This window comes from Pararhodobacter zhoushanensis (genome assembly GCF_003990445.1).
Taxonomy (GTDB): Bacteria; Pseudomonadota; Alphaproteobacteria; order Rhodobacterales; family Rhodobacteraceae; genus Pararhodobacter; species Pararhodobacter zhoushanensis.
The window spans coordinates 57,562-83,062 of sequence record NZ_REEZ01000014.1 but is presented as its reverse complement, the minus strand read 5'-3'; the positions used below and the strand labels follow the sequence as shown (position 1 = coordinate 83,062).

The window sequence follows — 25,501 nt, the reverse complement described above, 5'->3', positions numbered from 1 at the left end:
CCATGCTGACGGTTCTGGTGGATTATGAGAGCGGCAACCTGCACTCGGCGCAAAAGGCGTTCGAGCGGATGGCGCGTGAGGTGGATGGCGGCGAGGTGATCGTCACCGCGCGGCCCGAGGACGTGCTGCGCGCTGACCGCATTGTGCTGCCCGGTGACGGCGCGTTCCCGGCCTGTCGGCGCGAACTGGATGCCGTCACAGGTATGACCGAGGCGCTGACCGAGGCTGTGATCACAAAAGGACGCCCATTTCTGGGCATATGCGTCGGCATGCAACTGCTGGCGACGCGAGGCCTGGAATATTCCGAGACACCGGGGCTGGACTGGATCGGCGGCGACGTGGTGCGTATCACGCCCGATAAGCCCGGCATGAAAGTGCCGCATATGGGCTGGAACGATATGGTGCTGGACCGCCCGCATGCGGTGCTCGACGGCATCGCCACCGGCGATCACGCCTATTTCGTGCACTCCTACCGCTTTGCGGTCGCCGATCCGGCGCATCTGCTGGCGCATGTCGACTATGGCGGGCAGGTCACCGCGATTGTCGGGCGCGACAACATTCTGGGCACGCAGTTCCACCCTGAGAAGAGCCAGTCGGCGGGGCTTCGCCTGATTGGCAATTTCCTGCGCTGGAAGCCCTGAGGCTCACCGGAAAGTCGGTTTCCGTGAGCGCCCGGATTTGCTAGGTCTGGGGCAAAACACGAGGGCATAGGCAGCATGGCACAGGCACAACCGCACGAGCGCATCCAGTATATCGTCGAAGGCGGCCACCGGCTGTCGGGCACGATCGAGCCCTCGGGCAACAAGAACGCAGCGCTGCCCATCGTGGCGGCAGCGTTGTTGACCGATCAGCGGGTGGAGCTGACCAACGTCCCGCGTATCCGCGACATCGAGGTGCTGGTCGAGTTGATCCAGTCCGTCGGGGCCGAGGCGACATGGCTGGGCCGCAACCATCTGGAAATCCGCGCGGCCAACCTGCGCCCCGCCGATCTGGACCCCGATCTGTGCGCCCGCGTGCGTGCCTCGATCCTGCTGGCCGGGCCGATGCTGGCGCGCTGTGGCGAGGTCATTTTGCCACCGCCGGGCGGCGACGTGATCGGCCGCCGCCGCGTGGACACGCATTTTCTGGCGCTCGAACAGCTGGGTGCCGAGATCAAGACGAATGGGCATTATTCCTTCAAAGCCAAGCAGTTGCGCGGCGCGGATGTGTTTCTGGACGAACCGTCCGTCACCGCGACCGAAAACGCGCTCTGTGCCGCTGTCTATGCCGAGGGCACGACCTATCTGCGCAACTGCGCCTCGGAACCGCATGTGCAGGATCTGGCGCTGTTCCTGAACGCCATGGGCGCGCAGATCGAGGGCATCGGCACCAACACGATGACCATCCACGGCGGCAAAAAGCTGAGTGGCTGCACGCATCGCATCGGCCCCGACCATATCGAAGTCGGCTCGCTGATCGGCCTCGCCGCGGTGACCAAATCGGAAATGACCATCAAGAACGCTGGTGTCGAGCATCTGCGCTCGACGCTGATGGGATTCGAGCGGCTGGGCATCCGCTGTCAGGTGCAAGGGGACGATCTGTTCATCCCCGCCGATCAGGAAATGCGCGTGCAGGCCGATTTCGGCGGACATATCCCGACGATCTCGGACCAGCCCTGGCCCGCCTTCCCCGCCGATACGATGTCGATTGCCATCGTCACCGCCACGCAATGCGAAGGCGTGGTGATGATGTTCGAGAAGATGTTTGAAAGCCGGATGTTCTTTGTCGACAAGCTGATCGCCATGGGCGCGCGGATTGTTTTGTGCGACCCGCACCGCGCGATTGTCGCCGGTCCGTCGAACATGCGCGGTTCGCGGCTGGAAAGCCCGGACATTCGCGCGGGCATGGCGATGCTGATCGCGGCGATGTGCGCCGAGGGCACCTCGACCATCAACAACGCCCAGCAGATCGAGCGCGGCTATGAGCGTATCGACGAGCGGCTCAATGCGATGGGTGCCAGGATCACGCGGGTGCCAGCGCGGGCCTGAGGCAACGCGACAGGTAACGTCAGACATAAAAAAAGCGGGGGGCCAACCACCCCCCGCTTTTCCTCTTTCGCACAGGATCAGGCGCTTACAGGCCGATCTGTGCGTGAACCCAACCCAAGAACGCGCTGGTCCGCACCGAGACTTGCGCATCCGCCCCGACCGGGGCGGTAAGCGGCGCGTCCGGCATGACCTCGATCCGGGCATAGCGCTCGGCAGCGAAAACCGTGGCAGGAAGACCGGCATAGCCGGGCCATTGCGCATCGGGACTGATCCGGGTGACAGAGCCGTTCATGGTTGTGTCATCGCCCAGACGAAGGGTCGCCCGGTCGCCCAGATCCACGTCACGCGCAGTGGTCGCAAGGATCAACGCATGAACCGTGGGGGCCTCGTTGCCAACCAGCAACGCCAGTTGATCCCCCGGCTCGATCCACGCGCCGTTTTGCTGCGAGACCTGCTGCACGACGCAGTCGCAAGGCGACACGATCGCCTGCCCCGGATCAGCGCGCGCGGCCAGATCGCTCGGCGGCAATTCCGGCAGCGCGTTTGTTGCCGCTGCGCCATCATCACCCGCCAACGCGCTGGCGACGGCAGCATCAGTGCCAAACAGCTCTGAGGACAGGGTAATCAGGCGCGTCGGCTCGGCCTCGACATAGCTGCGGGGCCGGACGTAGCCCAGAATCTCACCCGTGGTGACCGCCTGCCCCTCACGCAGGGTCAGTTGCGCGAGCGTTCCGGCGGAGGGTACGCTCAGCTCCGTCGCGGTGCTCGTCACGGCACCGTAGCGTGACGTGATCGTGGACTGGCTGTCCCAATAAAGCGCCCCACCCCCGCCAAGGATCGCCAAGGCAAAGAGCAACCGCAGGCTGGGTCGATAACCGCGCTCGCGCGGTGGTGCGGCGACCGCCCCGGCGGCCGGAGGCTGCGCGGCAGCCGGTTGGGCGGCTTGGGGCGCTTGGGGCGCTTTGGGTGCGGATTTCGGGAGTTCGGCGTAAGACCGCTCGGGTTCGGCCAGCATCAGTGCCAGACTGGGTCCCTCATGCGCACTGATGCGTTGCAGCAACTGCACATGCGCGCGGCTCAGGCCGACAAAGGTGAACAGCGTCGGCTCTACCGGATCGCACATCGCCTGAACGGACATCGACAGCCGGGCAATGCCCTGCCCGATCAACAGCGTCACTGCGACGGTGCGACCGGGATCGACCGAATAGGGAAAGGGCGTGACCAGCACGAAACCGTTGGCATTCCAGTCCCAGGCCTCAACCTCGTAGCCTTGCCACTGCACCGCCATCGGTTCACGCTGCAGCGGGCGTACCGGCTCTTGCGGTGCTCGCTGCGGCGCATCGGTCATCTGCCGTGGATTCGGCGCGCTTTGGGCATCGGCAAATGCCTCATCGTCCCAAGCCTGCGCTTCGGGGGTTTCGTCGGACTGTACGTAAGGCGGGACATGCTCGGCGGCTTGCCAGCCGGATGCAACAGCCGCCAGACGCGGCGCGGGCTGCGCACCATCGGCGTAGTGCGGCTCATCCCGATAACTTTGCGCGGTTGCCTGCTGATACTGCTGAGCGACCTGGGCCGAGCTGTGACGAAACAGCGGCTCGACCGTCCCCGTCTGTTGCGGCAGCGATGCTGTCAGGCGCGGCTCGCCCGACACCCGGCGCAAAGGGGCCTGCCGGGCGGCAGCCTGCGGCTCTTCGCGCAAGGGGGCCTGTTCCGGCTGATAGGGCGATTCGGGCGCACGGGACTGCTGGGCGATCAAAGCGCGGCGCAGAGACTCGGGTACGCGCACATCGGGGTCTGTGGCTGCGGGCGCCTGCGGGGCGGCAGGCGCTTGCGGTGCCCGCGTCTGGCCTGCCGCGATCACCGGCGCCGCCCCGCGCGTGCGCGCATAGACCGGCGGTTGCACCAGCGGCGGCATCGCGGCGGCTTTCTTGCGCGCGCCGCCGTTAGCCTCGGCGGCCAACGACAGATGCATCTCGGGATCGAAGGAATCGTCGTTCATGGCGCCCTTCCCCGCACGCGACGGCTGGCAGGCGCCCGCTCACCGCAGACGATTCTGGCCTTTGCCCGTTGCGCGCTGGCAACTTTCTTCTGTCACGGCGACCGGAACACCGGCCCCCAAATTGTTAATGGTTAATAGGTCGCCTGAGAACGCGGCCAAATTGCGTCAAAGTGGCGACATAGGCGCGGAATGGGCCGCTCAGAGGGCCAGAGTGTTCACAGAAGCGCGAGATAGGCGCCGTGACCGCCCGGATTGCCCCGGATCTGGCACCGAAAATGCGGCACAAGTGTCCCGACGGACGGACCGATTCCAAGCCGTCTTTCAGCTTCCTTCGGCGGTGTGCCGTGCCAGAACCCGGTGGCGCGCCGCCGCGCTGTCGTGGTCTGACACCGCGATCAGCGGCGGCAGCCGACGCAGCAGCGCATCCTCATTCGGGTCGCGTTGGTGATCGACCAGAACCACGCTCCACAGCGCCTCGATCAGCTGGATGCGCTGGTCTTCTTCCAGTGCGAATTTGATCACACGGGTGAAGCGCACGATATCGGGCGCATCACCCTGCGCGACCTCGCCTTGAGCCCGCAGCGCGCGGGCCTCGGCCGGGGTCAGCGAAAAGATCGCCGCCAGCAGCGCAGCGACGGCGTCGCTCTCGTCGGGGGCATAGACCCCATCGGCGCGCGCGGCATCAACAAGCAGAGCAGCCACAGCGATCTGCGGCGACACCTCGGTGCGGGGGGTCGCGTCGGGACGAAAGAGGGATTTGAACACGTCGATCATGGGTTTCTATGTGCCTCCTCGCCCGGCGCAGGGCAACCCGTTGCGCAACAAGCGCGCGTGATTTGCGTTTACCGGGCCTCGGCAGTGGCCAGTGCCAGACCGTCGACGACCGCCGTGAAGGCCTCAGACCGCCGCAAGGCAGCGCCCGGACACAGCGCGCGGGCCTCATCGGCGACCAGCTGCATCAGGCTGGAACCGCCGACCAGCACCACCGCGCCGATCTGATCCGCCTGCACGCCTGCCTCGACCAAGGTTTCCTGCATCGCGACGCGCAGACGTTTGCGGGCGTCGCTGAGGGCCGCGTCCAGCGAGGCAGCAGAGATCGGCGCGGTCAGGCGCGGCTCGATAAAGCCCATCTTGATACCCGCATCGCTGCCGCCGTTCGCGGCGATCTTGCCCGCCTCGACGGCGAAGGCCAGCTCGTGGCCCAGCTGCTCGTCGATCACCGTCTCAAGCCGCGCCATCACCTTGGGTTCGACCGCGTGGCGCACCATGTCCTTGACCGCGCGGCGGGTGTCTTGGGTGTAAACGAAGGGGATCTGCGCCCAGGTGGACAGATCGCCGTAGATCGCGTTGGGCACCGGCAGCAGCCCTTCGCCAAAGGTGCGGGTCAGCTGACCGCCACGCCCCAGCAGCGGCATCGCGTGGGACATCGACACCGCCTGGTCGAAATCGGTGCCGCCCAGCCGGATACCGTGGCTGGCAAGGATGCGCATTTGTCCCGCATCCCCCTGAAAAACCGAGAAATCCGACGTACCGCCGCCAATGTCGACGATCAGGCCCAGCTCGCCCTCGGCCCCCTGTCCCAGACTGGCGCGGGCGGCGGCTTCGGGTTCGAACAGGAAGTCGATTTGTTCGAACCCGGCGGCACGGTAACAGCCGCGCAGATCGGCCTCGGCGCGGGCGTCGCGCGCGGGATCGGCCGAGTGGAAATGCACCGGGCGGCCCGACAGAACAGCGGTGAAGGGGCACCCCGCTGCCGCCTCGGCCCGCTCTTTCACCACGACCAGAAATGCCGTGACGATGTCGGCAAGGGTCTGGCGTTTGCCGCCGATCAGGCGCGGCTCGTGCAGCAGATCTGTGCCCAGCACGCTTTTCAGCGCCCGCATATAGCGTCCCTCGTCGCCTGCGATCAGCGCCTCGCCCGCCGCCGTGCCAATGCGCATCGCGCCCGAACCGGCGGGGAAAAACACCGCCGTTGGCAGGGTCTCGTTGCCCGGCTCGATCGGCAGGCGGCGCAGCTGTCCGGCGTCCAGAAACGCGGCAGCCGAGTTCGAGGTGCCGAAGTCGACGGCGAGGGTGGCAGCGGGCATTGGCTCGTCCTTGGGGGGCAAAGAGGGGCCGGGCCTATCCGCTTCCCGCCCGGCCTGCAAGCCAAGAGCCGCGCCCTTTCTCAGAACCCGAAGAGCGAGGGCAGGAACAAGGTCACAATCGGGGCATAGGTCACGATGATCAGGCAGATCACCAGCGCGATCAGGAACGGCCACAGGTAACGCACCGTCTCGCCGATGCCCGTCTCGGACAGCCCGCCCAGCACGAACAGCAGCAAGCCAAAGGGCGGCGTGACCAGCCCGATCATGATGTTGATGGTGATCATCACCCCGAAATGCACGGGGTCGATGCCCAGCGCCACCACGGTCGGGAACAGCATCGGCACGACGACAAGGATCAGCGTGCCGGTGTCGAAAAAGCAGCCCAGCAGCAGGAAGATCACGTTGATCAGCGCCAGAAACGCCCAGCGAGACAGGCCCGCGTTGTTGACCAGCGCGGCGAGGCTCTGGTCCAGACGCTCGGCGGTCACGGCGTAGTTGATCAGGAAGGCCCCGGCGATCAGCAGCATGACGATCACCGAATCCTGCATCGAGCGGCGCAGCACCTCCCAGATGCCGCGCAGATTGAGCGCGCGGTAAACGGTGACGCCCAGAAACACAGCCCAAAGCGCAGCAACTGCCGCCGCCTCGGTCGGGGTGAAGACACCCGACCAGATCCCGCCCAGCAGCACGGCAGGCAAGGTCATCGGCAAGATCGCCCCGGCCAGCGCCTTCATCGTCGCGGCGCGCGATTGGCCGGGGGACGCGGGCAGGTTCATCCGTGGCGCGATGATCGCGATTGTCGCCATCAGAGCCAGCCCCATCAGGATCCCCGGCACCACCCCACCCAGAAACAGCGCCCCGACCGAGGTGTTGGTGTTGAGCGCATAAAGCACCATCGGGATCGACGGCGGAATGATCGGCGCGATGACGGCTGAGGCCGCGGTGATCGCCACCGCCAGCCCGCCCGGATAGCCGCCAACCTGCCGCATCATGCGGATCGACATCATCCCCGGCCCGGCGGCATCGGCCACCGCACTGCCCGACATCGAGGCAAAGATCATGCTGACCGTGACGTTCACATGCCCCAGCCCGCCGCGCGTGCGTCCCACGACCGCATCGGCGGCCCGCCACAGGCGTTCCGAAATCGTCCCTGCGTTCATCACATTGGCGGCCAGAATGAACATCGGCACGGCCAGCAGCACGTAGGAATTGAACAGCGAGTTCATGATCTGGTCGGACACCAGCCCCAGATCGCGGTCCCCGGCAAACAGATAGGCAAACCCGGCGCAGATCATCGACACGGCGATCGGCACGCGCAGTAGGGACAGGACGACCAGAACGGCCAGCAGGATCAGAAACGGCGTGGTCATGTCGGGCGTTCCGTGGATTGGGAAGGATCGGAGGATTGGGAAGGATCGGGCTGCACGAAGGGCAGCAGGGCCTCAAGGATCAGGCGCAGGCCCATCATCCCCTGAAAAAGTCCAAAGATCAGATAGACGCGGCTGAGTGGCCAGCGCATCGCCGGGGTGCGTTCGCGCCACAGAAAGCCGATGTAGTCCAGCGTCACCGGCAAGGCCGCCAGCAGGATCAGCCCGGCCGTGATCCCGCCCAGCGCCACCAGCCACCGGCCAAGACGCGGCGAGAGGTTGTCGACGACCAGCCCGACCGCGATGTGCTCGCGTACCGGCACCACCAGCGCCGAGGCGCCGAACACCACCCACAGAAACAGGATGACGATCAGCTCGTCCGACCAGCGCGAGGGCGTGCCCACGCCATAGCGCATGATGATCGTATAGGCGAAAAGCAACGCCATCACGCCGAAGGCCAGTGTGGCCACCGTCTCGAAGAGACGATGGCCGAGGGTGATCGCACGGCGCAACCAGAGAGGGGCAACCCCGCGACGCATGGGCTCAGTGCCCCATGATCTGGGACATCAGATCCTGGTTCCATTCCTGCGCCAGATCCGAGGCGGCATAGACCTCATCGGCACGGGCATAGAATGGGGCAAGGTCGATGTGATCGACGCGCAGACCATTCTCGGACACCAGACGCTCGGCCACGGACATCTCATCCGCCAGACGGTGCTCGTTGTTCCAGCTGGCCCCGGCCTGCGCCGCGTCGCGCAGAACCTGCTGCTGCTCTTCGGTCAGCGCGGTGAAGAACGGGCGCGAGATCGCGTAGAACACCGGCTGCACCATATGCGAGGTCAGCACGACTTGCTCGGTCACCTCATAGAACCGCGCGGCGTTCATGATGGTCAGCGGGTTTTCCTGCCCGTCGATCCCGCCGGTCTGCAACGCCACGTAAACCTCGGGCATCGCCATCGGCGTCGGTTCGACGCCAAGGCTCTCGCCCAGCAGCAGCCATTCGGGCGTGGCGGGCATGCGCAGCTTCACCCCGGCCAGATCGTCCGGCCCGGTCACATCGCGCGCCGTGGCAAGGTTGACCTGACGCGTGCCCAGATAGGCGACGGCAAGGATCTCGATGTCCATCTGCTCGGCCACATCGGCGATCATCTGCTGGCCGATCGGACCGCTCATGACTTCCATCATGTGGTCATAGTCGCGAAACAGGAACGCGCGCGACAGAAAGCCCCAGGCCGGGATCTGCGCCGAAATCTCGGGCGCGGCCATGGTGCTCATTTCAAGGTTGCCGCGCTGGATGGCGGGAACCTCGGTGCCCTGCCGGAACAGCGAGCTGCCGGGATAGGTTTCGACAGTCAGGCCGACGTTGGCGTCGGCCACCTGTTGCGCGAAAAGCTCCATGCCGCGGTGCAGGAAGTCAGGGGCAGGACCGGCGGTCGAGAAACGCACCGTCTGGGCTCCGGCGGGCAGCGCGAAGGCCAGCGCCAGCGCAGAGGCGGCAAGAAGGGACTTGATCGTCATAAGGAATACTCCTGTTGGATGAGGGGGATGGCCGCTTCAGGCGGCGCTTGTTTTGGGGGGTTGGATGGTGTTGATCAGCGTGCCGATGCCCTCGATGCTGGCCTCGACCCGGTCACCGATGGACAGGAAGGTCTGCTTGGCCGCGCCGACCCCAGCCGGTGTGCCGGTCAGCAGCACGTCGCCCGGGTCCAGCGTCATGATCTTCGAGGCCGTGGCGATCTGCTCGGCGATGGTGAAGATCATGTCGGCGGTGGTGTCGTCCTGCTTGGCCACATCGTTGACCGACAGGCGCAGGCGGGTGTCTTGCGCATTGGGCAGCGCATCGGCGGGCACAAAGCGCGGGCCCAGCGGGCAGCAGCTTTCCTGCGCTTTGCCCGCCACCCAGTCGAGCTTGTAGAACTGCTCGGGTGCCTTGTTCAGATCGCGGGCGCAGAAATCGACGCCGACGGTATAACCCGCGATATGCGACAGCGCCTGTTCGGGCGTGACGTTGCGCGCGGTCTTGCCGATGACGATGGCCAGCTCGACCTCCCAGTCGAAGGCTTTGGTGTCGAGGGGCATATGGACCGTGGGCCCCTCGCCCACCACCGCGTTGCGCGACGGTTTGAAGAAGAAGAACAGGCGCTGGCTTTCCTTGGAGTCGACGGGAAAGCCCATCTCGGCCATGTGGCGGTAATAATTCGCCCCGGCGCAGAGCACCTTGCCTGGGTAAAGCAGCGGCGACAGGCGGGTTGCGTCGGCGGGCACCAAATCGGCCGGATCGAGCGTGGCCACGGCCGAGTCGATCTCACCCCGGGCTGCGTCCCAATCGTCGAACAGGTCGATCACGCGGCTCACCCCGGCGCGTCCGGCGCGGGCAAGGCTGGGTTCCAGCCGGTAGAGGCCGTCATTGGTTTCAAGGCAGGCAACCGGGCCGCTGTCGCCCGCAACGGTCGCCAGGGCCCAGGAATGAATCGGCGAAGAGGTCATGGTTGTATCCGTGCTCTGGTTAGAAAGGGATTCGCCGGGATTGACGGCTTGTTTTGCATGAAATAGGTTAGATTTTATAAAATATGTAAGTCAACATAAAATATGCTCACCACAGAACCCGACCTCACCTCAGCCTATGACCGCCTACGCCATGAGATCCTGCAGGGTGATCTGCAGCCTGGAGAGCGTTTGCGAGTCGCCGATCTGCACGCGCGCTATGCGTTCGGGCTGACCCCGTTGCGCGAAGCCCTGATGCGGCTGACCAGCGAAGGGCTGGTCATCACCGAGGCCAATCGCGGCGCCCGCGTGCGCGAGGCGACGCTGGATGAATTCCGCGACCTGATGCACACCCGCCGCGAGATCGAGGCGCTGTGCCTGCGCGCCTCCATCGCCAAGGGCACCTCGGAATGGGAGGCACAGGTGCTGTCGGCCATGCACCTGCTGGCCCGCGCCGATCTGCCCTCGTCGCCCGAAGACCGCGCGACGGCCTCGGCCTGGGAGCGCAAGCACCGCCGGTTCCATCACGCGCTGGTCTCGGCGTGTGATTCCGCGTGGATGCTGCGGATCTGGGGTGATCTGGCCGATCATTCCGAACGGTATCGCAAGCTTCGCCTGCTCAATTACCGCAATCTGGCCGCCGATGTCCGCGATGTGAACGCCGAGCACAGCGACATCATGGAGGCCGCGCTCAACCGCGACCCCGAGCGCTCCATTGCCCTGATGCACAACCATCTCGCGCGCACCGAAGCCGCCGTGGCCCGCCTGTTGACCGACGATCCAACCTTGGGGAAACCATCATGATCATCCGCTCTGCCCTGCTGATCGGCACCGTTGCGCCGGACAAGGAAACCGCATTTGACGCCTGCATGCGCGGCGCGGTGATGGAGGCGATCCGCCAGTATCCCGGCCTTGTGGACGTGACGCTGCGCAAGACCGCCACGGTGGACGAAGGCTCGCCGGCGATCTACATGCAGTTTGACCTGCGCTTCGAGAGCATGGCGGCGATGGACGTCGCACTGGCCAGCCCTGCCCGCGCCGCCGTGCGGTCGCAGATCATGGCCGGGATGGCCGATTTCCAAGGCAAGACCATCCACGTGGTGTCCGAAACCCTCGACTGACCCCGACAACGGAGCAATCCCCATGACCAAACGCACCGCTTTCGTGACGGGCGCGGGCCAGGGCATCGGCCTTGCCAGCGCGCGCGCTCTGGCCGTTGACGGCTGCCGCGTCGTTCTGATGGACCGCAATGCGGCCCAGCTTGACGCCTCGGTTGCGCGGTTACGCGAACAGGGACTGGATGTGACCGGCCATGCTGGCGATGTCTGCGACCGCGCCAGCGTCTGCGCGGCGATGGAGGCCGAGGGGCGTGTGGATGTGGTGGTCACGGCGGCGGGTGTGTACTGGGATCGCGCGCTGGCCGATCTGACCGAAGACGATTTCCGCACCATGATGGAGGTCAACCTGATCGGCACCTTCATCATTGCCCAAGAGGGCATCGCGCGCATGTCCGGCTCGGGTCGGGTGGTGACCGTCTCCTCTCGCGGCGCTCTGGGCGGCACGCGGTTCGCGCATTACGTCGCCTCAAAAGCTGCCGTGGTCGGGCTGACCCGCGCCATGGCGATGGAAACGCGCGGCACCGGGATCACCGTGAACTCGGTCGCGCCCGGCTTTACCGACACGCCGATGACCCGCTCGGCCCCCGACGAGATGTTCACCGCCTGGAGCAAACTGGAACCCGCCGGACGCGCCGCCGATCCGTCCGAGATCGCCGCTTCCATCGTCTGGCTGGCCAGCGACGCCGCGCGGTTCGTCACCGGGCAGACGCTGTTCGTTGACGGCGGCAAGTCTCTGGGCGGGCTGGGCATTTGAGCGCCGCGACCGGCCCCGTCCTGATCAACGGCGCCGGGCTGATCGGCAGCCAGACGGCGCGGCTGTTGTCGGCGCGCGGGCAGCCCTGCACCCTGTTCGACACCCGCCCCCCGGCCCCGGACATCCGCGCCCTGCCCGCAGCGACCAGAGCGCAGCACAGCGCGAGGTTGGCTTCACGGCGCGGCACAGACTTGACGACACCTTGCGCCATTGGTGGCCCCAGACGAAAAGAGACACGCTATGACGGCAAGCAGCATCACCCGCTCGGTCCACGTTCCCCTCTCACCCGAGGCCGCGTTTGACCTGTTCACCACCGGCTTTGCCCAATGGTGGCCGCGCGAGCATTGCTTTTGCGGCGAAGCGGCGCTCGACCGGGTGTTCGTCGACCTGGAGGCGGGGAACTGGGGCGAAGTCACGCGAGCGGGCGAGACCCTGCTGTGGGGCGAAGTATTGCGGGCGGAGCGTCCCTCACACCTGTCCCTCAGCTGGCAGATGGACGCCCGCGTCAGCCCTTGGGTGCCTGAACCGGACCCGGCCCGCGCCAGCCTGATCGACCTGCGCATCGTAGCAGATGAGGACGGCGCGACCCTCACCCTGACCCACCACGGCTTTGACCGCCACGGCGACGGGGCCGAAATCATGGCCTCGGTGATGATCGGCATGGACCGCTGGGCGGATTGGCTGGCGGATTTCGCCGCCGTGTCCAAGCGCTGAGCCCGCTCAGTCCAGCAGCAGCGCCGTGACCCACAGGCCCAGCGCAAAGAGCGTGTGAGCCTCCAGATCAAGGGCGCGCTGCGACACCCTTATGACGAGGCCGCGTTAAGCATTTTCAGATCCTCGGGCGTCAGCGTCAGGGTTGCAGCCGCTACCAGATCCTTAAGCTGCTCCACCGACGTAGCGGAAGCGATCGGCGCAGTCAGGCCCGGTTGCGCAGCGACCCAGGCGAGGGCCACTTGCGCCGGGTTCGCGCCATGTTGCGAGGCGACCGCGTCCAGCGCGTCGAGAATACGAAACCCGCGCGGGGTCATGTAGCTTTCCAGCCGCCCCTTGCGCGTCTTGCCTTCTGCCGCTGCCGGCGTGCGATAGAGGCCTGACAGGAACCCCGAAGCCAAGCCATAGAACGGGATCACCCCCAGCCCCTGCGCCCGGCACAGGGTCAGGAGACGCCCTTCCAGCTTCGAGCGGTCATAGAGGTTGTACTCGGGCTGGATCGAACTGTAGCGCGGCAGGCCTTCACGGTCGGCCACCGTGAGCGCGGCGTCCAGCTGGTCGGCCGAAAAATTCGATGCCCCGATCGAGCGGATCTTGCCCGCCTTGATCAGCCGGTCATAGGCAGCCAGCGTTTCCTCATGCGGGGTGGCATCATCAGGCCGGTGCGAGAAATAGTGGTCGATGGTGTCCACACCCAGACGGCGCAGGCTGCCCTCGACCCCCTGCTCGATCCAGCGCGCCGACAGACCCACCGCAGGCTTGCCCGCCGGATCGGTGCCCATATCCATGCCGACCTTGGTGATCAGCACGATCTTTTCTCGCGCACCGGGCCGCGCCTTGAGCCAGCGGCCGATCATCGTCTCGCTTTCGCCCCCCGCATGGCCGGGCACCCAGCGCGAATAGACATCCGCCGTGTCGATGGCGTTCAACCCGGCATCGGCCGCGGCGTCGAGCACGGCGAAACTGGCGCTCTCGTCCGCCGACCAGCCGAACACGTTGCCGCCCAGAACCACCGGCGCGACGGAAAGGCCCGAGGCCCCAAGAGGACGATACTGCATAACGACTCCTGCTCAGCTGACCGGCGAAGGGCCAGTCTGGTGTCGGCAAGAAAGCGGATTTGACCGCTCGGGGCAATCCCGGTACGGCACTTTGGCGGGCCGCTCGGCAGACGGGTGCCTATCGAGCGGCGGATCGCCGAGATGATGCGCTCAGCGCGCCGTGCGCACCCAGCCCAACAGCGCGTCGAACCCCAGACCCGTACGCTCTTCTGCCAACAGCACGACTTCTGCCGCCGCCCGCGCATCTTCGCCCGCGTCGTGGTGGCGAAAGCTGAGGCCCAGACGCTGCTTGAGATGCGCCAGCCCGTGCCCGCCATTGCCCTTGAACTCGGGCCAGCCCACCCGCGCGATGCGCACGCTGTCGCCCCATTGCCACGGCGGCACTGCGCGACCAATAGCGGCGCAGGCACCATGGATCGCGCGGCGGTCGAAACTGCTGTGCTGGATGACCGGCTGGCCTGCAAGCAAAGGCTCCAGCAGCGCCACCGTCTCGGCGAATCCGGGCGCATGCCGCACATGCGCAGGCCCGATGCCGTGAAGCTGGGTATTGAACGGCGAAAAGGCGACCTGAGGGTTCACATAGGTGGTCCAGGTGCGAATGGAATTATCCATCCCGACGCAGGCAATACCGATCTGACAAATGCTGGCCGCGTCGCTGCACGCGGTCTCGACATCCAGCGCGACAAAGCGCAGCCCGGCGTCGAAGCTTGGCAGGTCCGGAGCAGTTTGGTGGTTCATCGGCCTCTCCCGTGCGCCGTGCACATGCCACATCGCTGCGCTGCAACGCAAGACACGCCACCGCCGCCAACCGGATCAGAGCGCCCGCCGCAATCTTTGGGCCTCACAGCGAACTCAGCCTGCCCCCCGACAGCTGCACAGAAGCCTGCTGTCAGTACACCGGCGCCTGCGCCTGTCCGACGCCGTGGATCGGCCCCGTCGGCAGGTTGGTCGGCGAGCCGCCCAGCGGCTCGTAGGTGATCTCGTAAAGCTGGTTGGCATGCGGCGGCGGGAAGCCGGGCAGCGACAGCGTGCGCGAGTTGCCTTCGGCAAGAAGACCCAGCGAGACCGGCGGGCCGTCATCGTCGGGCTTGGTCCAGACCTGCATCACCCGGTCATCGGGCACCTGCGCGCGTTCCAGCAGTGTGACCCGCGTGGTGTTGTCGACACTGCCCTCAACCAGCGCCACGGGTGCGCCGCCCGCGTCGAGCAGCACGGCGATGACCGAGGGTTGCGGCGTGGCCATCAGCACCCAGCCCAGCATCACCGCCAGCAGCAGTGCTGCGGCGACGCCGCTCAGGGCCGTCGCCCGCCAGCGCGTCGCCTGACGGCGGACGGTGGACAGATCGACGACATTTTCGCGCACGCGCGCAGCCGTCTCGACCGGCGCGTCCAACGCCCCCGCGATGCGGGTCCACAGCGTCGCCGGGATCTCCAGCGTGTCGGCGGTATCATCGAGCGCGCCATAGCGCAGCCGGGCACGCTCGACCCGCGCCGCCACGGCGGGATCGCGCGCGCACAGCGCCTCAAGCGCCTCCGTCTCGGCCTCATCGGCCAGACCCACAACCAGTTCGTCGATGCGTTCGTCGAGAGGGCGCTCGCTCATGACAGGCACTCCCGCAGTTTCAGCAACCCGCGCCGGACCCAGGCTTTGACTGACCCCAGCGGTGCCCCCATCCGTCCGGCGATTTCGCCGTGGCTGTAGCCCAGCACATATGAGGACAGGATTGCCATTCTTTTATCGGGCTCAAGCGTTTCAAGGCATTGGCGCAGATCGTTGGTCAGATCCAGCCGGTGATAGGCGGTTTCCAGCGTCGCGCTGTCCGAGGCGGTCTCAAGCGCGGCCGGGTCCAGCAGCTCCTCGCGGCCCGCGTTGCGTAGCAAAGTCAGGCAGCGGTTGCGCAAAATCGTGTAAATCCAGGCCCTTGCCGAGCCACGCTGCGGATCGTACTGGCCCGCGCGCCGCCAGATCAGCACAAAGCTTTCCTGCGTCGCATCCTCAGCCAGATCCTGCCGGCGCAGCATGCGCCGGGCAACGCCCAGCATGCGCCCGCCTTCGGCATCGAGCAGGGTTTTCAGCGCGGATCGGTCGCCCGAGGCACAGGCCTGAAGCAAGCTGGCATGGTCTGTCACAGTGTCGCACGTCCCCTTGCGGCAGGGCACATCGGCGTCTGCACTGGCAAGGTAAGTGATTGGCCCGGAGGCTGTCAAATGCTGGCTGGTCTCGCAGCTTCGGGCCACCGTCATCCTCACGCCTCCGGGCCGGGAACCGCTTACATCGCGGTCATGAAGGTGATGTCGCGCACGGTCACGCCGTCAGCGCCGGTCAGCGCCCAGTTGTCCACCACAGCGCCGGTTTCCAGCGACACGGTGTAGAGCATCGAGCCCGCAACCAGCCAGCCGGTGTTGGTGCCTTCGGCGTCGGTAGCGATGTCAAAGGCATAGGCGTCGGTGCCGTCGATGCCCAGACGACCGACAGCGGCCAGCGTGCCATCGTTGGGCGAGACCTGACGGATCAGCGCGACAATGGTGGCGTCGATGTCATACATCGCGGTCGATTCCGGGCGGCCATACGAGTTGATATAGGCAGCCGCAACAATCGCCGGGGCTTCGCCCGCGTGCATGTCGGCCTCGACATAGGCGAGGCTGCCGTCAACGGTTACTGCACCAGTGTCAACGTCAACGCGATGGTTGGTGACGCCCGACATGAAGCGCAGCTTGTCGGCCATCGGGTTGAAGTCAACGATGACAGCCGCGCCGTCTTCGATCGGCAGCGGGGTGTTCATGGTGGAAATCACCGTTGCCGCGCCGGTGGCGGGGTCGATCTCGACAACGTCGAAATCAGCGGTCACGCCGATCAGCTGGCCGGTGGCCGGGCGCAGGTCGATGCCCAGCAGGCGGTCGACGCCCTCAACCGGCATCGAGGCGGTCACGGTGGCGGTGCTGACATCGATCATGTGCAGCATGTTGTCGCCCGACAGGGCAACGGCGGTCATGCCCGATTGGGCCGAGGCAATCGAGGCAGTCGTGGCGAGGGCGGTTGCGGCCAGCGCAGTGGTCAGCTTGGTCATCGGGTGGCTCCTTGGGTTGCCTGCACCATGGACGATCCACGGTGCTGTACTTCCAAGACTCGCGCCGGGGCCGGTTTGGATGCAGCGCGCGTAAACTTTTTTTTCGGGCAGGCGGAAAAGCATCTGCCCGGTGGCCCGAGCGAGAGTGTCGCAGGGCCCGAACTGCCCTTGACCCCGCGCCGCGACGGGTGCTACCCAAAAGGTGTTCCGGTTCCCGCGCAGCTGTGTGCGGGACGCAAGAAGGGAACCCGGTGAGCCGCCAACAAGGGGGCGATTCCGGGGCTGCCCCCGCAACTGTGAGCGGTGAGTGCGGTCGGATATGCCACTGGAGCGCGACGCTCCGGGAAGGCCCGACCAAGCGTTGACCCGTGAGTCAGGAGACCTGCCGGTACACACCCTGTTCCGGGCGCGGAGGGCGCCAGGGCAACGGCTATGCCGTCGCGGTGACGTTCACCCGCGGCGGTCTTGTAAACCCCGCACATTGTTGTCCTGACGGCGCCCTTGCATGGCGCCTGCGCATCCGTTCGGGGGTATCATGCGCCGAATTCTGTCTTCCGTTTCCCTGTTGGCCCTTGGCCTCTCCACCCAGCCTGCCGTGGCGCAAGAGTATTACGATCTTGGCACGCTGATCCTCAGCGGCGGCCTGACGCCCATCGAGCAGGCCAATCTTGGCCGCGCCGTCACCGTCGTTACCGGCGACGAGATCGAAGAGCGCGGCCTGACCACCGTGCAAGAAGCCCTGCGCGCGTTGCCCGGGGTGGCGGTCAACGGCTCGGGTGACAGCTTTACCCAAGTGCGCATCCGTGGCGGCGAGGCCAATCACACGCTGATCCTGATCGACGGGATCGAGGCGGCAGGCGGCGACGGGGAATACATCCTCAGCGGTCTGGAAACCGCGATGATCGAGCGCATCGAGGTGCTGCGCGGCCCGCAATCGGTGGTCTATGGCTCGAATGCTTCGGCGGGGGTGATCAACATCGTCACCCGCCGTGCCACACCCGGCCTGACCCGTGACATCCAGATCGAGACCGGCGCGGCGCATCGGGCAAGCGGGTTCTTTGGCTGGCGCGGCACGCGGGGCGGCGTTTCGCTGGCGTTGTCGCATCTCGACGATCAGGGCTACGATAATTCCGGCGATGGCGGCGAACGGGACGGCATCCGCCGCTCGACGGCGATCCTGTCAGCCGACTACGCGCTGAGCGACACGCTGGTGCTGGATGTCACCTTGCGCCGCTCGCGCGAGCATTATGACTTTGACTCAACCAATTGGGCGGCGACCGATGCCGACGGCTATGTCGTCGACGATCCCACCCAGTACAGCGACCGCGACGAAATGACGGCGGGTCTGGGGTTGACCTATACCTCGCTCGGCGGTCGGCTGACGCACCGGGTGTCGCTGGCCACGACGCAGAACAGTCAGGCCAACAACGGCGCAGCCCCCACGGATACGCGCAGCGATGCTACGCATTACCGGCTGAGCTTCGGGCTGGACGGCGCGCCGGTCGAAACCTCGGCGCATCTGCTCAACGCGATGGTCGAATGGGAGCGCGATTCGAGCAGCTCGAACCCGCTCTATGACCGCACCAGCACCTCCTACGCGCTGGAATATCGCGGCGAGATCGGCGGCTGGTCGGTGCAGGCCGGGGCACGCTATGACGACAACAGCGTGTTTGCGAATGCCAGAACATGGACGCTGGCGGCAGCCTATGATTTCGGCGGCGGCTGGCGGTTGCATGGCTCGGCGGGCACCGGGGTGGTGAACCCCAGCTATTTCGAGCTTTACGCCAATGCCTTTGGCTATGTCGGCAATCCCAACCTTGCGCCCGAACGCAACCGGTCGATCGATCTGGGGCTGGAGATGCCCTTGGGCGACAGCGGCACACTGGATGTGACGGTGTTCCGCGAGGCTCTGACCGACGAGATCACCGCCGTCTCGACGGGACCGGGCAGCTTTACCTACATCAACCAGACCGGCGACAGCCTGCGCCACGGGGCAGAGATCAGCGCACGCACGCAGGTGTCGGACACGCTGTCGCTGCGCGCGGCCTACACCTATCTTCAGGCCGAAAACCCCGATGGCAGCGTCGAGATCCGCCGCCCGCAGCACGAACTGGCCCTCGGGGCGACCTGGGGCTTTGCGCAGGGGCGCGGCAGGCTGAGCGCCGACCTGCGCCATGTGCGCGGCAACTGGGACACGCAGTTCTGGGGCGCGAATGCCACGGTCGAGCTGCCCGCCTACACCACCGTCGATGTCGCTGCGCAGTATGACCTGAGCACGCGCGTGACACTGGTCGGGCGGGTGTCGAACCTGTTCGACGCCGATGTGGTCGATGTCTGGGGTTACGCAGGACGGGGGCGCGCCGCTTATGTCGGTCTTCAGGCACGTTTCTGAGGCGTTGGCGCTGGTGCTGGCCCTTGCCGTTCCGGCCGGGGCGCAGCCGCCGGAGGCACCGCGCCGGGTGGTGTCGATGAATCTGTGCACCGACCAGCTGGCGCTGATGCTGGCGGCACCGGGGCAGCTGGTCTCGGTCAGCTATCTTGCGCATGACGGTGTCGTGGCCCCGCTGCAAGAGGCGGCGCGCGCCCTGCCCGCCAATCACGGGCTGGCCGAAGAGGTCTATCTGTTGCAACCGGACCTCGTGCTGGCCGGGCGCTATTCGACGGTCGCAACCGTCGCGATGCTGCAGCGCCTCGGCGTGCCGGTCATCCGGTTCGAGCCCGAGAACAGCCTTGATGACATCGAAGCCTCGCTCGCACAGATGGGGGCCGCGCTGGGGCGCGACGCCGAAGCCCGCGCGGCCATCGCCCGTTTCCGCCAGGACCGTGCACTGCTCGCCACCCATGCCGCGCAGGTCCGCGCCGGGGCCGAGGGGCCGCGCGCGGTGCTCTATTCCGCGCGGGGCTGGACCGGCGGGTCACAAACCCTGTCCGGTGACATCCTGCGCGCCGCCGGGCTGCGCAATCTGGCCGACGAGCTGGGCCTCGCGTGGGGTGGCATGGTTGCCCTCGAATCCCTGCTGATTGCCGATCCCGACCGGCTGATCCTTGGCCAGCCGGGCCACAGCCCCGAAGGCTGGTCCGAAGCGCGCGCGCTGCTTCACCATCCGGCCCTGCGCCACAGCCGCGCCTATGGCGCGGGCGTCGCCGCGAATGACCGGGACTGGGTCTGCGGTACGCCGTACGTTCTGGGCGCGATTGCCCGGCTGATCGACGGGACGGCGCCATGAACAGACTGCTGACCCCTGCCCTTGTGATCCTTGTCATCCTGCTGATGCTTGCCTCGATTCTGATCGGTCCCGCTGCCGTGCCGGTCGGTGACAGCCTTGCGGCGCTGATCCGGGGCGACGGCGGGCCGCTGACACTGGTGATGCGCGAGTTGCGACTGCCGCGCGCGGTGCTGGCCGCGACCATCGGTGCCGGGCTCGGCCTGTCGGGCGCGGTGATGCAGGGCTATCTGCGCAACCCGCTGGCCGAGCCGGGACTGCTGGGCGTCTCAGGCGCAGCGGCGCTGGGTGCGGTTCTGGCGCTGCAAACCGGGCTGGCGGCGGCAATGGCGCTGGCCCTGCCGCTCTCGGGCCTTGCCGGGGCGTTCACCGCCGTTCTGGTGCTGGCACTGTTGGCCGGACCGTCGGGCGGCGCGCTGACACTGATCCTTGCGGGGATCGGGGTTTCGGCCCTGTCCGGGGCCGGGCTGGCGCTGGTACTGAACCTGTCGCCCGATCCCTTCGCCGCGCAGGAGATCGTTTTCTGGTTGATGGGCTCACTGGCTGACCGGTCCTGGAGTCATGTGGCCCTTGCCCTTCCCTTTATCGTCGTGGGCTGTGCGTTGCTTCTGACACAAGCCAAAGCCCTGTCAGCCCTGACGCTGGGCGAAGACGCGGCGGCATCGATGGGGGTGAACCTTGGTCGCCTGCGGGTGGTGGTGCTGCTGGGCACCGCCGCCGTGGTCGGCGCGTCCACGGCGGTCGCCGGGTCCATCGGCTTCATCGGCCTGATGGTGCCGCATATCCTGCGCCGTGCCACACAGGGCAATCCCGCGCGTCTGCTGCCTGTTTCGGCCCTTGGCGGCGCGGCACTGCTGCTGGCCGCCGACATCGCCGTGCGCCTGATCCTTCCCGGTCGCGACCTGAAACTGGGGGTGCTGCTGGCCATCCTCGGCGCGCCGTTTTTCCTGATGCTCATCCTGCGCACCCGTTTCGCGCAAAACGCCTGAGGTCCGTCATGAACCTGACTGCAACCCTTTCCCTGCTCGACCGCCATCTCGCCGATCCCGCCACTGGCTGGTCGATGGGCTCTTTTGGGGCCATCGCCGAGTTCCGCCACGATCCGGGCGAACGCGCCCAGACCGGCCCGCTGATGCGGGTGACGGCCCGCGGCGGCGTCCAGCTGTCGCTGCCGCCCGAGTTGCAACCGGTCGCCTGCGAAACTCTCTCGCCGCGCGCCGGGCTTTGGGGACAGGCGCTGATGCTGTGCCTGCCGACCGACCTTTCAGCGATGAGCCGCCGCGCGGGTCTGACCGAACTTGGCCCCGACCGCGCCGCCCTGCGCCCGCAGGACCGTGACGCCGTGCTCTTTGACATGGGTCTGGCACAGCCGCAGGTGGATTTCTGTATCCGTACCGCTGATCCTGCCCTGCTCACAACGCTGCGCGCCGCGGCCGGGCACTCGCTGATGACGCCGGGAAATCCGGCGATGGCCGCGATCCTTGCCGCGCATCCCCATCGCATCGCGCTGACGCGGCTGGGCCGGGTCGAGGTCTTCCAGAAGATCGGCGGCCCCGATACCGGCGGCGTCTCGCCCGCCGGGCCGCACACCCATGTGCTGCCGCAACTGCTGCGCGCCGGGCGCACGCATTCGGCCAATCAGGCGATCCCGGCAGGGCTGGTGCCCTGCGCCGGGCTCTATCCTGCCGGCCCCTTCACTACCGGTGAAGGGCGCGAAAAGCCCTATGATCCCGAAGCCGCCCGCGCCTGGGCGTGGCTCTATGAGCGGTTCGGCCCCGCCGATCTGGTTCTGCTCAAGGCGGAACTGATGCAGCATCTGCGCGCCGGGGTCAGCCCGGATGTTCTGATCCTTCCTGACGGGCGCGAGCAGCGCCGCGCGTTGCGGGTGGGTCTGCGCCAGGCTGCGCGGGACGCGGAGCTGGACGAGGCACTGGTGCGCGCCTGGGCGCTGGCCCATGACGGCGGCGTCGAAGCGATCGAGGACACCCCCGAAAGGCTGGGCCATTGACGGCGCCGCTTCTCGACCTTGCGGGTCTCAGCGTCGCGCGGCGCGGGCGCGCCACGCTGTCCGGGGTCAGCCTGTCTGTCGGGCCCGGCGAATGCGTCGGGCTGATCGGCCCGAATGGCGCGGGCAAGACCACGCTTCTGCACGCCGCGCTGGGGTTGATCCGTCATCAAGGCCGCTCGTCGCTGAGCGCCCTGCCCCCGTCGCAACGCGCCCTGCACGCGGCGTTCCTGCCGCAAACGCGCACCGTGGCCTGGCCGATGCCGGTGCGCGATCTCGTCGCGCTGGGTCTGCTCCCGCACCGGTCGCGCAGCGCCACCCTGCCCGGCGACACCGCCCGCCTGGTCGACGATGTGCTGGCCGCGCTGGATCTGGGCGAATTTGCGGATCGAATCGCGACAGAACTCTCGGGCGGCGAGCTTGCCCGCGTCTTGCTGGCCCGGGTTCTGGTTCAGCGCACGCCATTGATTCTGGCCGATGAACCGGGCGCCGGGCTGGACCTTGCCCAGCAGATCGCGCTGATGGGGCGGCTGAGACAGCTGGCCAGCGCCGGGCGCGGTATTCTTGTATCCTTGCATGATCTTGGACTGGCCGCGCGCTTTTGTACCCGGCTTGTCTTGATGCAGGAGGGCCAGATCGTCGCCGACGACATACCCCACCGCGTGCTGACGCCCGAGCGCATGGCCTCGGTCTTCGGGCTGGCGGCGACATATGTCGACACACCGGAAGGCCCGTTTCTGGTGCCCCTCGCGCTCTCGGATCGTGCGGCATGACACGGTTCGAAACCCTTCAGGACCTCCTTCACCGGGGCGGGCCGGTCATGGCGCTTCTGGCATTGCTGTCCGTGCTCACACTGACAGTCATCTTGTGGAAGGTCCTGTCGCTCTGGCGGCACGGCGCGTTCTCTCACCGCGCGGCGCGGGTGGCCGCCGACAGCTACGCCCGCGGTCAGCGTCCCGAACTTGGCGGCACGGGCGCAGCGCTGGACGTGGTGCGGGCCAGCATTGAGCTGGCGGCTCGCCTGCCCGACGCCGTGGCGCGCGAAGACTGCGAACGCATCGCGAAAGAGACGCTCGCCCGGCTGGGTTCCGGCCTGCGGCTTCTGGATCTGATCGGAACGCTGGCACCGCTGCTGGGATTGCTGGGCACAGTGCTGGGCATGATCGACGCCTTTCAAACTCTGGCCGATGCGGGGAGCCGCGCCGACCCGGCCCTGCTTGCCGGTGGCATCTGGCAAGCCCTGCTGACCACCGCCGCCGGGATGATCGTGGCCATCCCGGCGCTGGCGGCGCATGCATGGTTTGAGGGCATTCTCGACCGCCTTGCCGAGACGATGGAAAGCACGACGAGCCGGGTCTTTACGACAAAACACGCCGCGCCATGACCCCGCTGCGCGCGCCCCGTCAACGCCGCCGATCCAGCATGGTCGCCATGATCGACGTGGTGTTTCTGCTCATCGTTTTCTTCATGGTCTCGGCCCGGCTCGATCAGCCGGATGCCCTGCCGCTGAATGCCAGCGCCGGGGGCAGCGGCCAATGGCAGGGCCCACCGCGGTTGATCGAACTCGGCACGGGTGGCGCGCTCTGGCTGAACGGCGTCCCGGTGGCGCAGGAGAGGCTGATCGCGTCCCTTATGCCGCTCATGCCCAGCCCTGACGCCTCGGTGATTCTGGCGCTGCGCGACGGCGCCACGGTGGCCGAGCTCGCGCCCGTGCTATCTCAGCTCCAACACGACAGCAGGTTTCGCGTCATACTCATGGCAACGCCATGACCCTGCGGCGACGCCAGCCAGCCCCGATCCGCGAGCCGCTGTTGCCGATGATCAATGTCGCCGTGCTCTTGCTGATCCTTCTCGCCGTCTCAGCCCGGCTTGAGCCTGCTGATCCCCTTCCCGTCTCGCTTCCGTCAGCCGAGGGCGAAAGGCCGCCGGACGGGTTGCGCCTTTTTGTCGCCGCCGATGGTACGCTGGCACTGGGCGAGGCGCGCGGCGAGGACGTGTTCAGCGCGCTCGAGCCCGACGGCAATGCCTTGCGCCTGCATGTCGACAGTGCCCTGCCCGGATCCAGCCTTGTCGCCCTCCTCAATCGCCTGAACGCTGCCGGTTTCGAACAGACGCAACTGGTGGTTCTGCGCCCATGAGCGAAACTGCGCGCTTCCTTGGCTGCCTTGGCCTTGCTGTCGGCCTGCACCTGCTGGTGTTCCCCGCACCCTCCGGCGACGCGGCCGGTGCGGCGGGCGCGCAAGGCGCGAACAGCGCGACCGTCGCCCGCGCAGACGGTACGCTTGCGGCACTGGTCGCCGAATGGCAGCGCCCCGTCGCCGACGCGCCGCCCGTCGCCACACTGCCTGAACCGCCGCAAGCAGAGGCCCCGTCACCTGACCTTCCCGCCCCTTCCCCGGCTGCATCCCCAAGTCCGCCGCGAACCGCCACGGCTCTCGCTCCGCCTCTCCTGACGCAGCAAGACACCGACCTTGACGCGCTCGGACAACTCGCGCCGCACCGCACCCCCAGACCCCCGGCGCGCCGCCTCGCCGAGCCGGTCACCGCAAGGCCAGCGCCGCCCCCGACAGCGCCGTCAGCGCAGCCTGCGCTTCGCGCTCTGGGCGACGGCGACGGCGCACAATCTGGCGCTAACGCGCGCGCCGCTGACGCTGGCGGCACGGGCAGCGATCGGCGCGCACTGGCCGCCTGGGGCGCTCAGATCCGCGCCCGGATCGAGCGTCACGCGCGACGAGGAGCCGGGCACGGCACGGTGGTGCTGGGGCTTGAGGTGGCAGCGAACGGAGCCTTGCTGGCCGTAACTCTGGTCGAAAGCTCGGGCATCCCGGCGCTGGATGCCGCCACCCTCACCGCAGCGCATAACGCCTCCCCCTTCACGCCCGCACCAGCCGCGCTCGGCCCCGGTGCGCGACGTTTCAGGATCGGACTGACCTTCCGGCGTTAGCTTTCGAACAGCAAGCCAACACCCAGACCAGCGGTGCCACCGCTATGATCTTGTGGACAAATACGGGATCCCGGCCATGATCCGTCCAAGCCCGCATCAGCTTGATGAGGGCGACCAACAAGGCGTGCGCCTTCTCCACACAGCACAGCCGCTGAGTTCAAAGAACCCAAACGCGCTGCCAACAAAGCGGGAATTTTGCGGGAAATACTGGTCGGAGTGAGAGGATTCGAACCTCCGGCCCCTGCCTCCCGAAAACAGTTCCAAGACATTTGTTCATGTTAAATACCTTGCATGTTCTCTTTTTGGACCGTAAAAACCGCTGCAAATACCTCCAAGCATGGGCGAAGCATGGGCGAAAACGCCCAGCTTTCATGCAGCGCCAGGAGCCGTCACATAGTTCCCTATTCCGCCGTGGCGCGGTTAGTGACTCAGTTGTCGCGTCATCGTGAAGGGCGGAAGCCGGACCTTCGCTACGCCCGGCACGAATGGCCGTAACGCGCAGGCGATTGGCGTCTCGTTCCCGGCATTATAGAGGAACTTCATTCGTAGACCGTGGCATGCGCAAAAATAGGCGGGGAGAGCCGAGCCTGTTTGACACTTTGAACCGGCGAGCTCCCTACATCCACAGCCTAGAGTGAGGGGAGACCGTAGGGCT

At 66.8% G+C, this 25,501-nt stretch carries 27 protein-coding genes and 1 riboswitch; of the genes, 15 read left to right on the top strand and 12 right to left on the bottom strand.

The features are described 5' to 3' along the window. Window positions 1–2: 2 nt before the first annotated feature. A complete protein-coding gene (gene hisH, locus EAE28_RS21155; RefSeq protein ID WP_127110021.1) occupies window positions 3–641 on the top strand; it encodes an imidazole glycerol phosphate synthase subunit HisH in 639 nt (212 codons plus the stop codon). Between the two features lie 75 nt (window positions 642–716). Continuing rightward, the gene (murA, locus tag EAE28_RS21150) at window positions 717–2,027 is read left to right on the top strand and encodes a UDP-N-acetylglucosamine 1-carboxyvinyltransferase (RefSeq protein WP_127110019.1); all 1,311 of its coding nucleotides are present in this window, start codon (window positions 717–719) and stop codon (window positions 2,025–2,027) included. Window positions 2,028–2,112: 85 nt separating this feature from the next. Here murA and EAE28_RS21145 read toward each other — a convergent pair whose 3' ends face one another. The 7 genes from EAE28_RS21145 to EAE28_RS21115 all read right to left on the bottom strand — a co-directional run bounded on the left by EAE28_RS21145 (window position 2,113) and on the right by EAE28_RS21115 (window position 9,967). After that, window positions 2,113–4,026, bottom strand: coding sequence for an HlyD family secretion protein (locus EAE28_RS21145; protein WP_127110017.1), 1,914 nt, complete (start codon window positions 4,024–4,026; stop codon window positions 2,113–2,115). A 321-nt stretch (window positions 4,027–4,347) separates the two neighbouring features. Continuing rightward, on the bottom strand, window positions 4,348–4,800 hold the full coding sequence (locus EAE28_RS21140; RefSeq protein WP_127110015.1) for a tellurite resistance TerB family protein: 453 nt from the start codon (window positions 4,798–4,800) through the stop codon (window positions 4,348–4,350). Between the two features lie 68 nt (window positions 4,801–4,868). Then, on the bottom strand, window positions 4,869–6,113 hold the full coding sequence (locus tag EAE28_RS21135; RefSeq protein ID WP_127110013.1) for an Hsp70 family protein: 1,245 nt from the start codon (window positions 6,111–6,113) through the stop codon (window positions 4,869–4,871). Between the two features lie 80 nt (window positions 6,114–6,193). Then, on the bottom strand, window positions 6,194–7,483 hold the full coding sequence (locus EAE28_RS21130; RefSeq protein ID WP_127110011.1) for a TRAP transporter large permease: 1,290 nt from the start codon (window positions 7,481–7,483) through the stop codon (window positions 6,194–6,196). Continuing rightward, complete coding sequence (locus EAE28_RS21125; RefSeq protein WP_127110009.1) at window positions 7,480–8,019, bottom strand: TRAP transporter small permease; 540 nt, start codon at window positions 8,017–8,019, stop codon at window positions 7,480–7,482. The genes EAE28_RS21130 and EAE28_RS21125 overlap by 4 nt, the downstream gene beginning before the upstream one ends. Before the next feature lie 4 nt (window positions 8,020–8,023). Continuing rightward, on the bottom strand, window positions 8,024–8,998 hold the full coding sequence (gene dctP / locus EAE28_RS21120) for a TRAP transporter substrate-binding protein DctP (RefSeq protein ID WP_127110007.1): 975 nt from the start codon (window positions 8,996–8,998) through the stop codon (window positions 8,024–8,026). 36 nt (window positions 8,999–9,034) lie between these two features. Further along, entirely contained in the window at window positions 9,035–9,967 is a 933-nt protein-coding gene (locus EAE28_RS21115) for a fumarylacetoacetate hydrolase family protein (RefSeq protein WP_127110005.1), read from the bottom strand. A 102-nt stretch (window positions 9,968–10,069) separates the two neighbouring features. On the opposite strand from EAE28_RS21115, the gene EAE28_RS21110 reads away from it, so the two are divergent. From EAE28_RS21110 to EAE28_RS21095, 4 genes are all read left to right on the top strand, one after another. Further along, window positions 10,070–10,768: a GntR family transcriptional regulator gene (locus EAE28_RS21110; protein WP_127110003.1), complete on the top strand. Its 699-nt coding sequence runs from the start codon at window positions 10,070–10,072 to the stop codon at window positions 10,766–10,768. Then, window positions 10,765–11,085 carry a putative quinol monooxygenase gene (locus EAE28_RS21105; protein ID WP_127110001.1) on the top strand — a complete coding sequence of 107 codons (321 nt, stop codon included), beginning with the start codon at window positions 10,765–10,767 and terminating at the stop codon, window positions 11,083–11,085. The genes EAE28_RS21110 and EAE28_RS21105 overlap by 4 nt, the downstream gene beginning before the upstream one ends. Before the next feature lie 22 nt (window positions 11,086–11,107). Then, complete coding sequence (locus EAE28_RS21100) at window positions 11,108–11,836, top strand: SDR family NAD(P)-dependent oxidoreductase (protein ID WP_127109999.1); 729 nt, start codon at window positions 11,108–11,110, stop codon at window positions 11,834–11,836. Between the two features lie 240 nt (window positions 11,837–12,076). Beyond that, the gene (locus EAE28_RS21095) at window positions 12,077–12,550 is read left to right on the top strand and encodes an SRPBCC domain-containing protein (RefSeq protein ID WP_127109997.1); all 474 of its coding nucleotides are present in this window, start codon (window positions 12,077–12,079) and stop codon (window positions 12,548–12,550) included. A gap of 89 nt (window positions 12,551–12,639) precedes the next feature. Here the strand turns inward: EAE28_RS21095 and EAE28_RS21090 are convergent, their stop codons facing one another. The 5 genes from EAE28_RS21090 to EAE28_RS21070 form a co-directional block, all read right to left on the bottom strand. Continuing rightward, window positions 12,640–13,605 (bottom strand): aldo/keto reductase, encoded by a 966-nt coding sequence (locus EAE28_RS21090; protein WP_127109995.1) that lies wholly within the window; start codon window positions 13,603–13,605, stop codon window positions 12,640–12,642. 150 nt (window positions 13,606–13,755) lie between these two features. Beyond that, entirely contained in the window at window positions 13,756–14,343 is a 588-nt protein-coding gene (locus EAE28_RS21085; protein ID WP_127109993.1) for a 3'-5' exonuclease, read from the bottom strand. A 151-nt stretch (window positions 14,344–14,494) separates the two neighbouring features. Next, the gene (locus tag EAE28_RS21080; protein WP_127109991.1) at window positions 14,495–15,208 is read right to left on the bottom strand and encodes an anti-sigma factor; all 714 of its coding nucleotides are present in this window, start codon (window positions 15,206–15,208) and stop codon (window positions 14,495–14,497) included. Continuing rightward, window positions 15,205–15,735 (bottom strand): sigma-70 family RNA polymerase sigma factor, encoded by a 531-nt coding sequence (locus EAE28_RS21075; RefSeq protein ID WP_127109989.1) that lies wholly within the window; start codon window positions 15,733–15,735, stop codon window positions 15,205–15,207. Before EAE28_RS21075 ends, EAE28_RS21080 begins: the two co-directional genes overlap by 4 nt. A gap of 140 nt (window positions 15,736–15,875) precedes the next feature. Further along, window positions 15,876–16,673 carry a DUF4394 domain-containing protein gene (locus tag EAE28_RS21070; protein ID WP_127109987.1) on the bottom strand — a complete coding sequence of 266 codons (798 nt, stop codon included), beginning with the start codon at window positions 16,671–16,673 and terminating at the stop codon, window positions 15,876–15,878. 191 nt (window positions 16,674–16,864) lie between these two features. Further along, a riboswitch (cobalamin riboswitch) is annotated at window positions 16,865–17,077 on the top strand. 131 nt (window positions 17,078–17,208) lie between these two features. On the opposite strand from EAE28_RS21070, the gene EAE28_RS21065 reads away from it, so the two are divergent. Genes EAE28_RS21065 through EAE28_RS21025 form a run of 9 tightly spaced genes read left to right on the top strand, consistent with a single transcriptional unit; the run spans window position 17,209 to window position 24,846 of the window. Then, window positions 17,209–19,065, top strand: a complete 1,857-nt coding sequence (locus EAE28_RS21065; protein ID WP_127109985.1) for a TonB-dependent receptor plug domain-containing protein — start codon at window positions 17,209–17,211, stop codon at window positions 19,063–19,065. Beyond that, window positions 19,040–19,900, top strand: coding sequence for an ABC transporter substrate-binding protein (locus tag EAE28_RS21060; protein ID WP_127109983.1), 861 nt, complete (start codon window positions 19,040–19,042; stop codon window positions 19,898–19,900). The genes EAE28_RS21065 and EAE28_RS21060 overlap by 26 nt, the downstream gene beginning before the upstream one ends. Further along, window positions 19,897–20,886, top strand: a complete 990-nt coding sequence (locus EAE28_RS21055; RefSeq protein ID WP_127109976.1) for a FecCD family ABC transporter permease — start codon at window positions 19,897–19,899, stop codon at window positions 20,884–20,886. Before EAE28_RS21060 ends, EAE28_RS21055 begins: the two co-directional genes overlap by 4 nt. Window positions 20,887–20,894: 8 nt before the next feature. After that, complete coding sequence (locus EAE28_RS21050) at window positions 20,895–21,905, top strand: DUF6925 family protein (protein ID WP_127109974.1); 1,011 nt, start codon at window positions 20,895–20,897, stop codon at window positions 21,903–21,905. Then, window positions 21,902–22,675, top strand: a complete 774-nt coding sequence (locus tag EAE28_RS21045) for an ABC transporter ATP-binding protein (RefSeq protein WP_181954508.1) — start codon at window positions 21,902–21,904, stop codon at window positions 22,673–22,675. The genes EAE28_RS21050 and EAE28_RS21045 overlap by 4 nt, the downstream gene beginning before the upstream one ends. Next, entirely contained in the window at window positions 22,672–23,286 is a 615-nt protein-coding gene (locus tag EAE28_RS21040) for a MotA/TolQ/ExbB proton channel family protein (RefSeq protein WP_127109972.1), read from the top strand. The genes EAE28_RS21045 and EAE28_RS21040 overlap by 4 nt, the downstream gene beginning before the upstream one ends. Continuing rightward, window positions 23,283–23,672, top strand: coding sequence for a biopolymer transporter ExbD (locus EAE28_RS21035; RefSeq protein ID WP_127109971.1), 390 nt, complete (start codon window positions 23,283–23,285; stop codon window positions 23,670–23,672). Before EAE28_RS21040 ends, EAE28_RS21035 begins: the two co-directional genes overlap by 4 nt. Continuing rightward, window positions 23,669–24,040 (top strand): biopolymer transporter ExbD, encoded by a 372-nt coding sequence (locus tag EAE28_RS21030; protein ID WP_127109969.1) that lies wholly within the window; start codon window positions 23,669–23,671, stop codon window positions 24,038–24,040. The genes EAE28_RS21035 and EAE28_RS21030 overlap by 4 nt, the downstream gene beginning before the upstream one ends. After that, entirely contained in the window at window positions 24,037–24,846 is an 810-nt protein-coding gene (locus EAE28_RS21025) for a TonB family protein (protein WP_127109967.1), read from the top strand. Before EAE28_RS21030 ends, EAE28_RS21025 begins: the two co-directional genes overlap by 4 nt. The last annotated feature ends 655 nt before the right edge of the window (window positions 24,847–25,501 follow it).

What these genes read in the sequence shown, in the direction of transcription:
- EAE28_RS21115 (WP_127110005.1), bottom strand. Translation starts at nt 9,967, where the DNA reads ATGACCTCTTCGCCGATTCATTCCTGGGCCCTGGCGACCGTTGCGGGC.
- hisH (WP_127110021.1), top strand. Translation starts at nt 3, where the DNA reads ATGCTGACGGTTCTGGTGGATTATGAGAGCGGCAACCTGCACTCGGCG.
- EAE28_RS21145 (WP_127110017.1), bottom strand. Translation starts at nt 4,026, where the DNA reads ATGAACGACGATTCCTTCGATCCCGAGATGCATCTGTCGTTGGCCGCC.
- EAE28_RS21110 (WP_127110003.1), top strand. Translation starts at nt 10,070, where the DNA reads ATGCTCACCACAGAACCCGACCTCACCTCAGCCTATGACCGCCTACGC.
- murA (WP_127110019.1), top strand. Translation starts at nt 717, where the DNA reads ATGGCACAGGCACAACCGCACGAGCGCATCCAGTATATCGTCGAAGGC.
- EAE28_RS21035 (WP_127109971.1), top strand. Translation starts at nt 23,283, where the DNA reads ATGACCCCGCTGCGCGCGCCCCGTCAACGCCGCCGATCCAGCATGGTC.
- EAE28_RS21050 (WP_127109974.1), top strand. Translation starts at nt 20,895, where the DNA reads ATGAACCTGACTGCAACCCTTTCCCTGCTCGACCGCCATCTCGCCGAT.
- EAE28_RS21055 (WP_127109976.1), top strand. Translation starts at nt 19,897, where the DNA reads ATGAACAGACTGCTGACCCCTGCCCTTGTGATCCTTGTCATCCTGCTG.
- EAE28_RS21070 (WP_127109987.1), bottom strand. Translation starts at nt 16,673, where the DNA reads ATGACCAAGCTGACCACTGCGCTGGCCGCAACCGCCCTCGCCACGACT.
- EAE28_RS21135 (WP_127110013.1), bottom strand. Translation starts at nt 6,113, where the DNA reads ATGCCCGCTGCCACCCTCGCCGTCGACTTCGGCACCTCGAACTCGGCT.
- EAE28_RS21060 (WP_127109983.1), top strand. Translation starts at nt 19,040, where the DNA reads ATGTCGGTCTTCAGGCACGTTTCTGAGGCGTTGGCGCTGGTGCTGGCC.
- EAE28_RS21100 (WP_127109999.1), top strand. Translation starts at nt 11,108, where the DNA reads ATGACCAAACGCACCGCTTTCGTGACGGGCGCGGGCCAGGGCATCGGC.
- EAE28_RS21090 (WP_127109995.1), bottom strand. Translation starts at nt 13,605, where the DNA reads ATGCAGTATCGTCCTCTTGGGGCCTCGGGCCTTTCCGTCGCGCCGGTG.
- EAE28_RS21085 (WP_127109993.1), bottom strand. Translation starts at nt 14,343, where the DNA reads ATGAACCACCAAACTGCTCCGGACCTGCCAAGCTTCGACGCCGGGCTG.
- EAE28_RS21040 (WP_127109972.1), top strand. Translation starts at nt 22,672, where the DNA reads ATGACACGGTTCGAAACCCTTCAGGACCTCCTTCACCGGGGCGGGCCG.
- EAE28_RS21030 (WP_127109969.1), top strand. Translation starts at nt 23,669, where the DNA reads ATGACCCTGCGGCGACGCCAGCCAGCCCCGATCCGCGAGCCGCTGTTG.
- EAE28_RS21130 (WP_127110011.1), bottom strand. Translation starts at nt 7,483, where the DNA reads ATGACCACGCCGTTTCTGATCCTGCTGGCCGTTCTGGTCGTCCTGTCC.
- EAE28_RS21080 (WP_127109991.1), bottom strand. Translation starts at nt 15,208, where the DNA reads ATGAGCGAGCGCCCTCTCGACGAACGCATCGACGAACTGGTTGTGGGT.
- EAE28_RS21095 (WP_127109997.1), top strand. Translation starts at nt 12,077, where the DNA reads ATGACGGCAAGCAGCATCACCCGCTCGGTCCACGTTCCCCTCTCACCC.
- EAE28_RS21025 (WP_127109967.1), top strand. Translation starts at nt 24,037, where the DNA reads ATGAGCGAAACTGCGCGCTTCCTTGGCTGCCTTGGCCTTGCTGTCGGC.
- EAE28_RS21140 (WP_127110015.1), bottom strand. Translation starts at nt 4,800, where the DNA reads ATGATCGACGTGTTCAAATCCCTCTTTCGTCCCGACGCGACCCCCCGC.
- dctP (WP_127110007.1), bottom strand. Translation starts at nt 8,998, where the DNA reads ATGACGATCAAGTCCCTTCTTGCCGCCTCTGCGCTGGCGCTGGCCTTC.
- EAE28_RS21105 (WP_127110001.1), top strand. Translation starts at nt 10,765, where the DNA reads ATGATCATCCGCTCTGCCCTGCTGATCGGCACCGTTGCGCCGGACAAG.
- EAE28_RS21065 (WP_127109985.1), top strand. Translation starts at nt 17,209, where the DNA reads ATGCGCCGAATTCTGTCTTCCGTTTCCCTGTTGGCCCTTGGCCTCTCC.
- EAE28_RS21125 (WP_127110009.1), bottom strand. Translation starts at nt 8,019, where the DNA reads ATGCGTCGCGGGGTTGCCCCTCTCTGGTTGCGCCGTGCGATCACCCTC.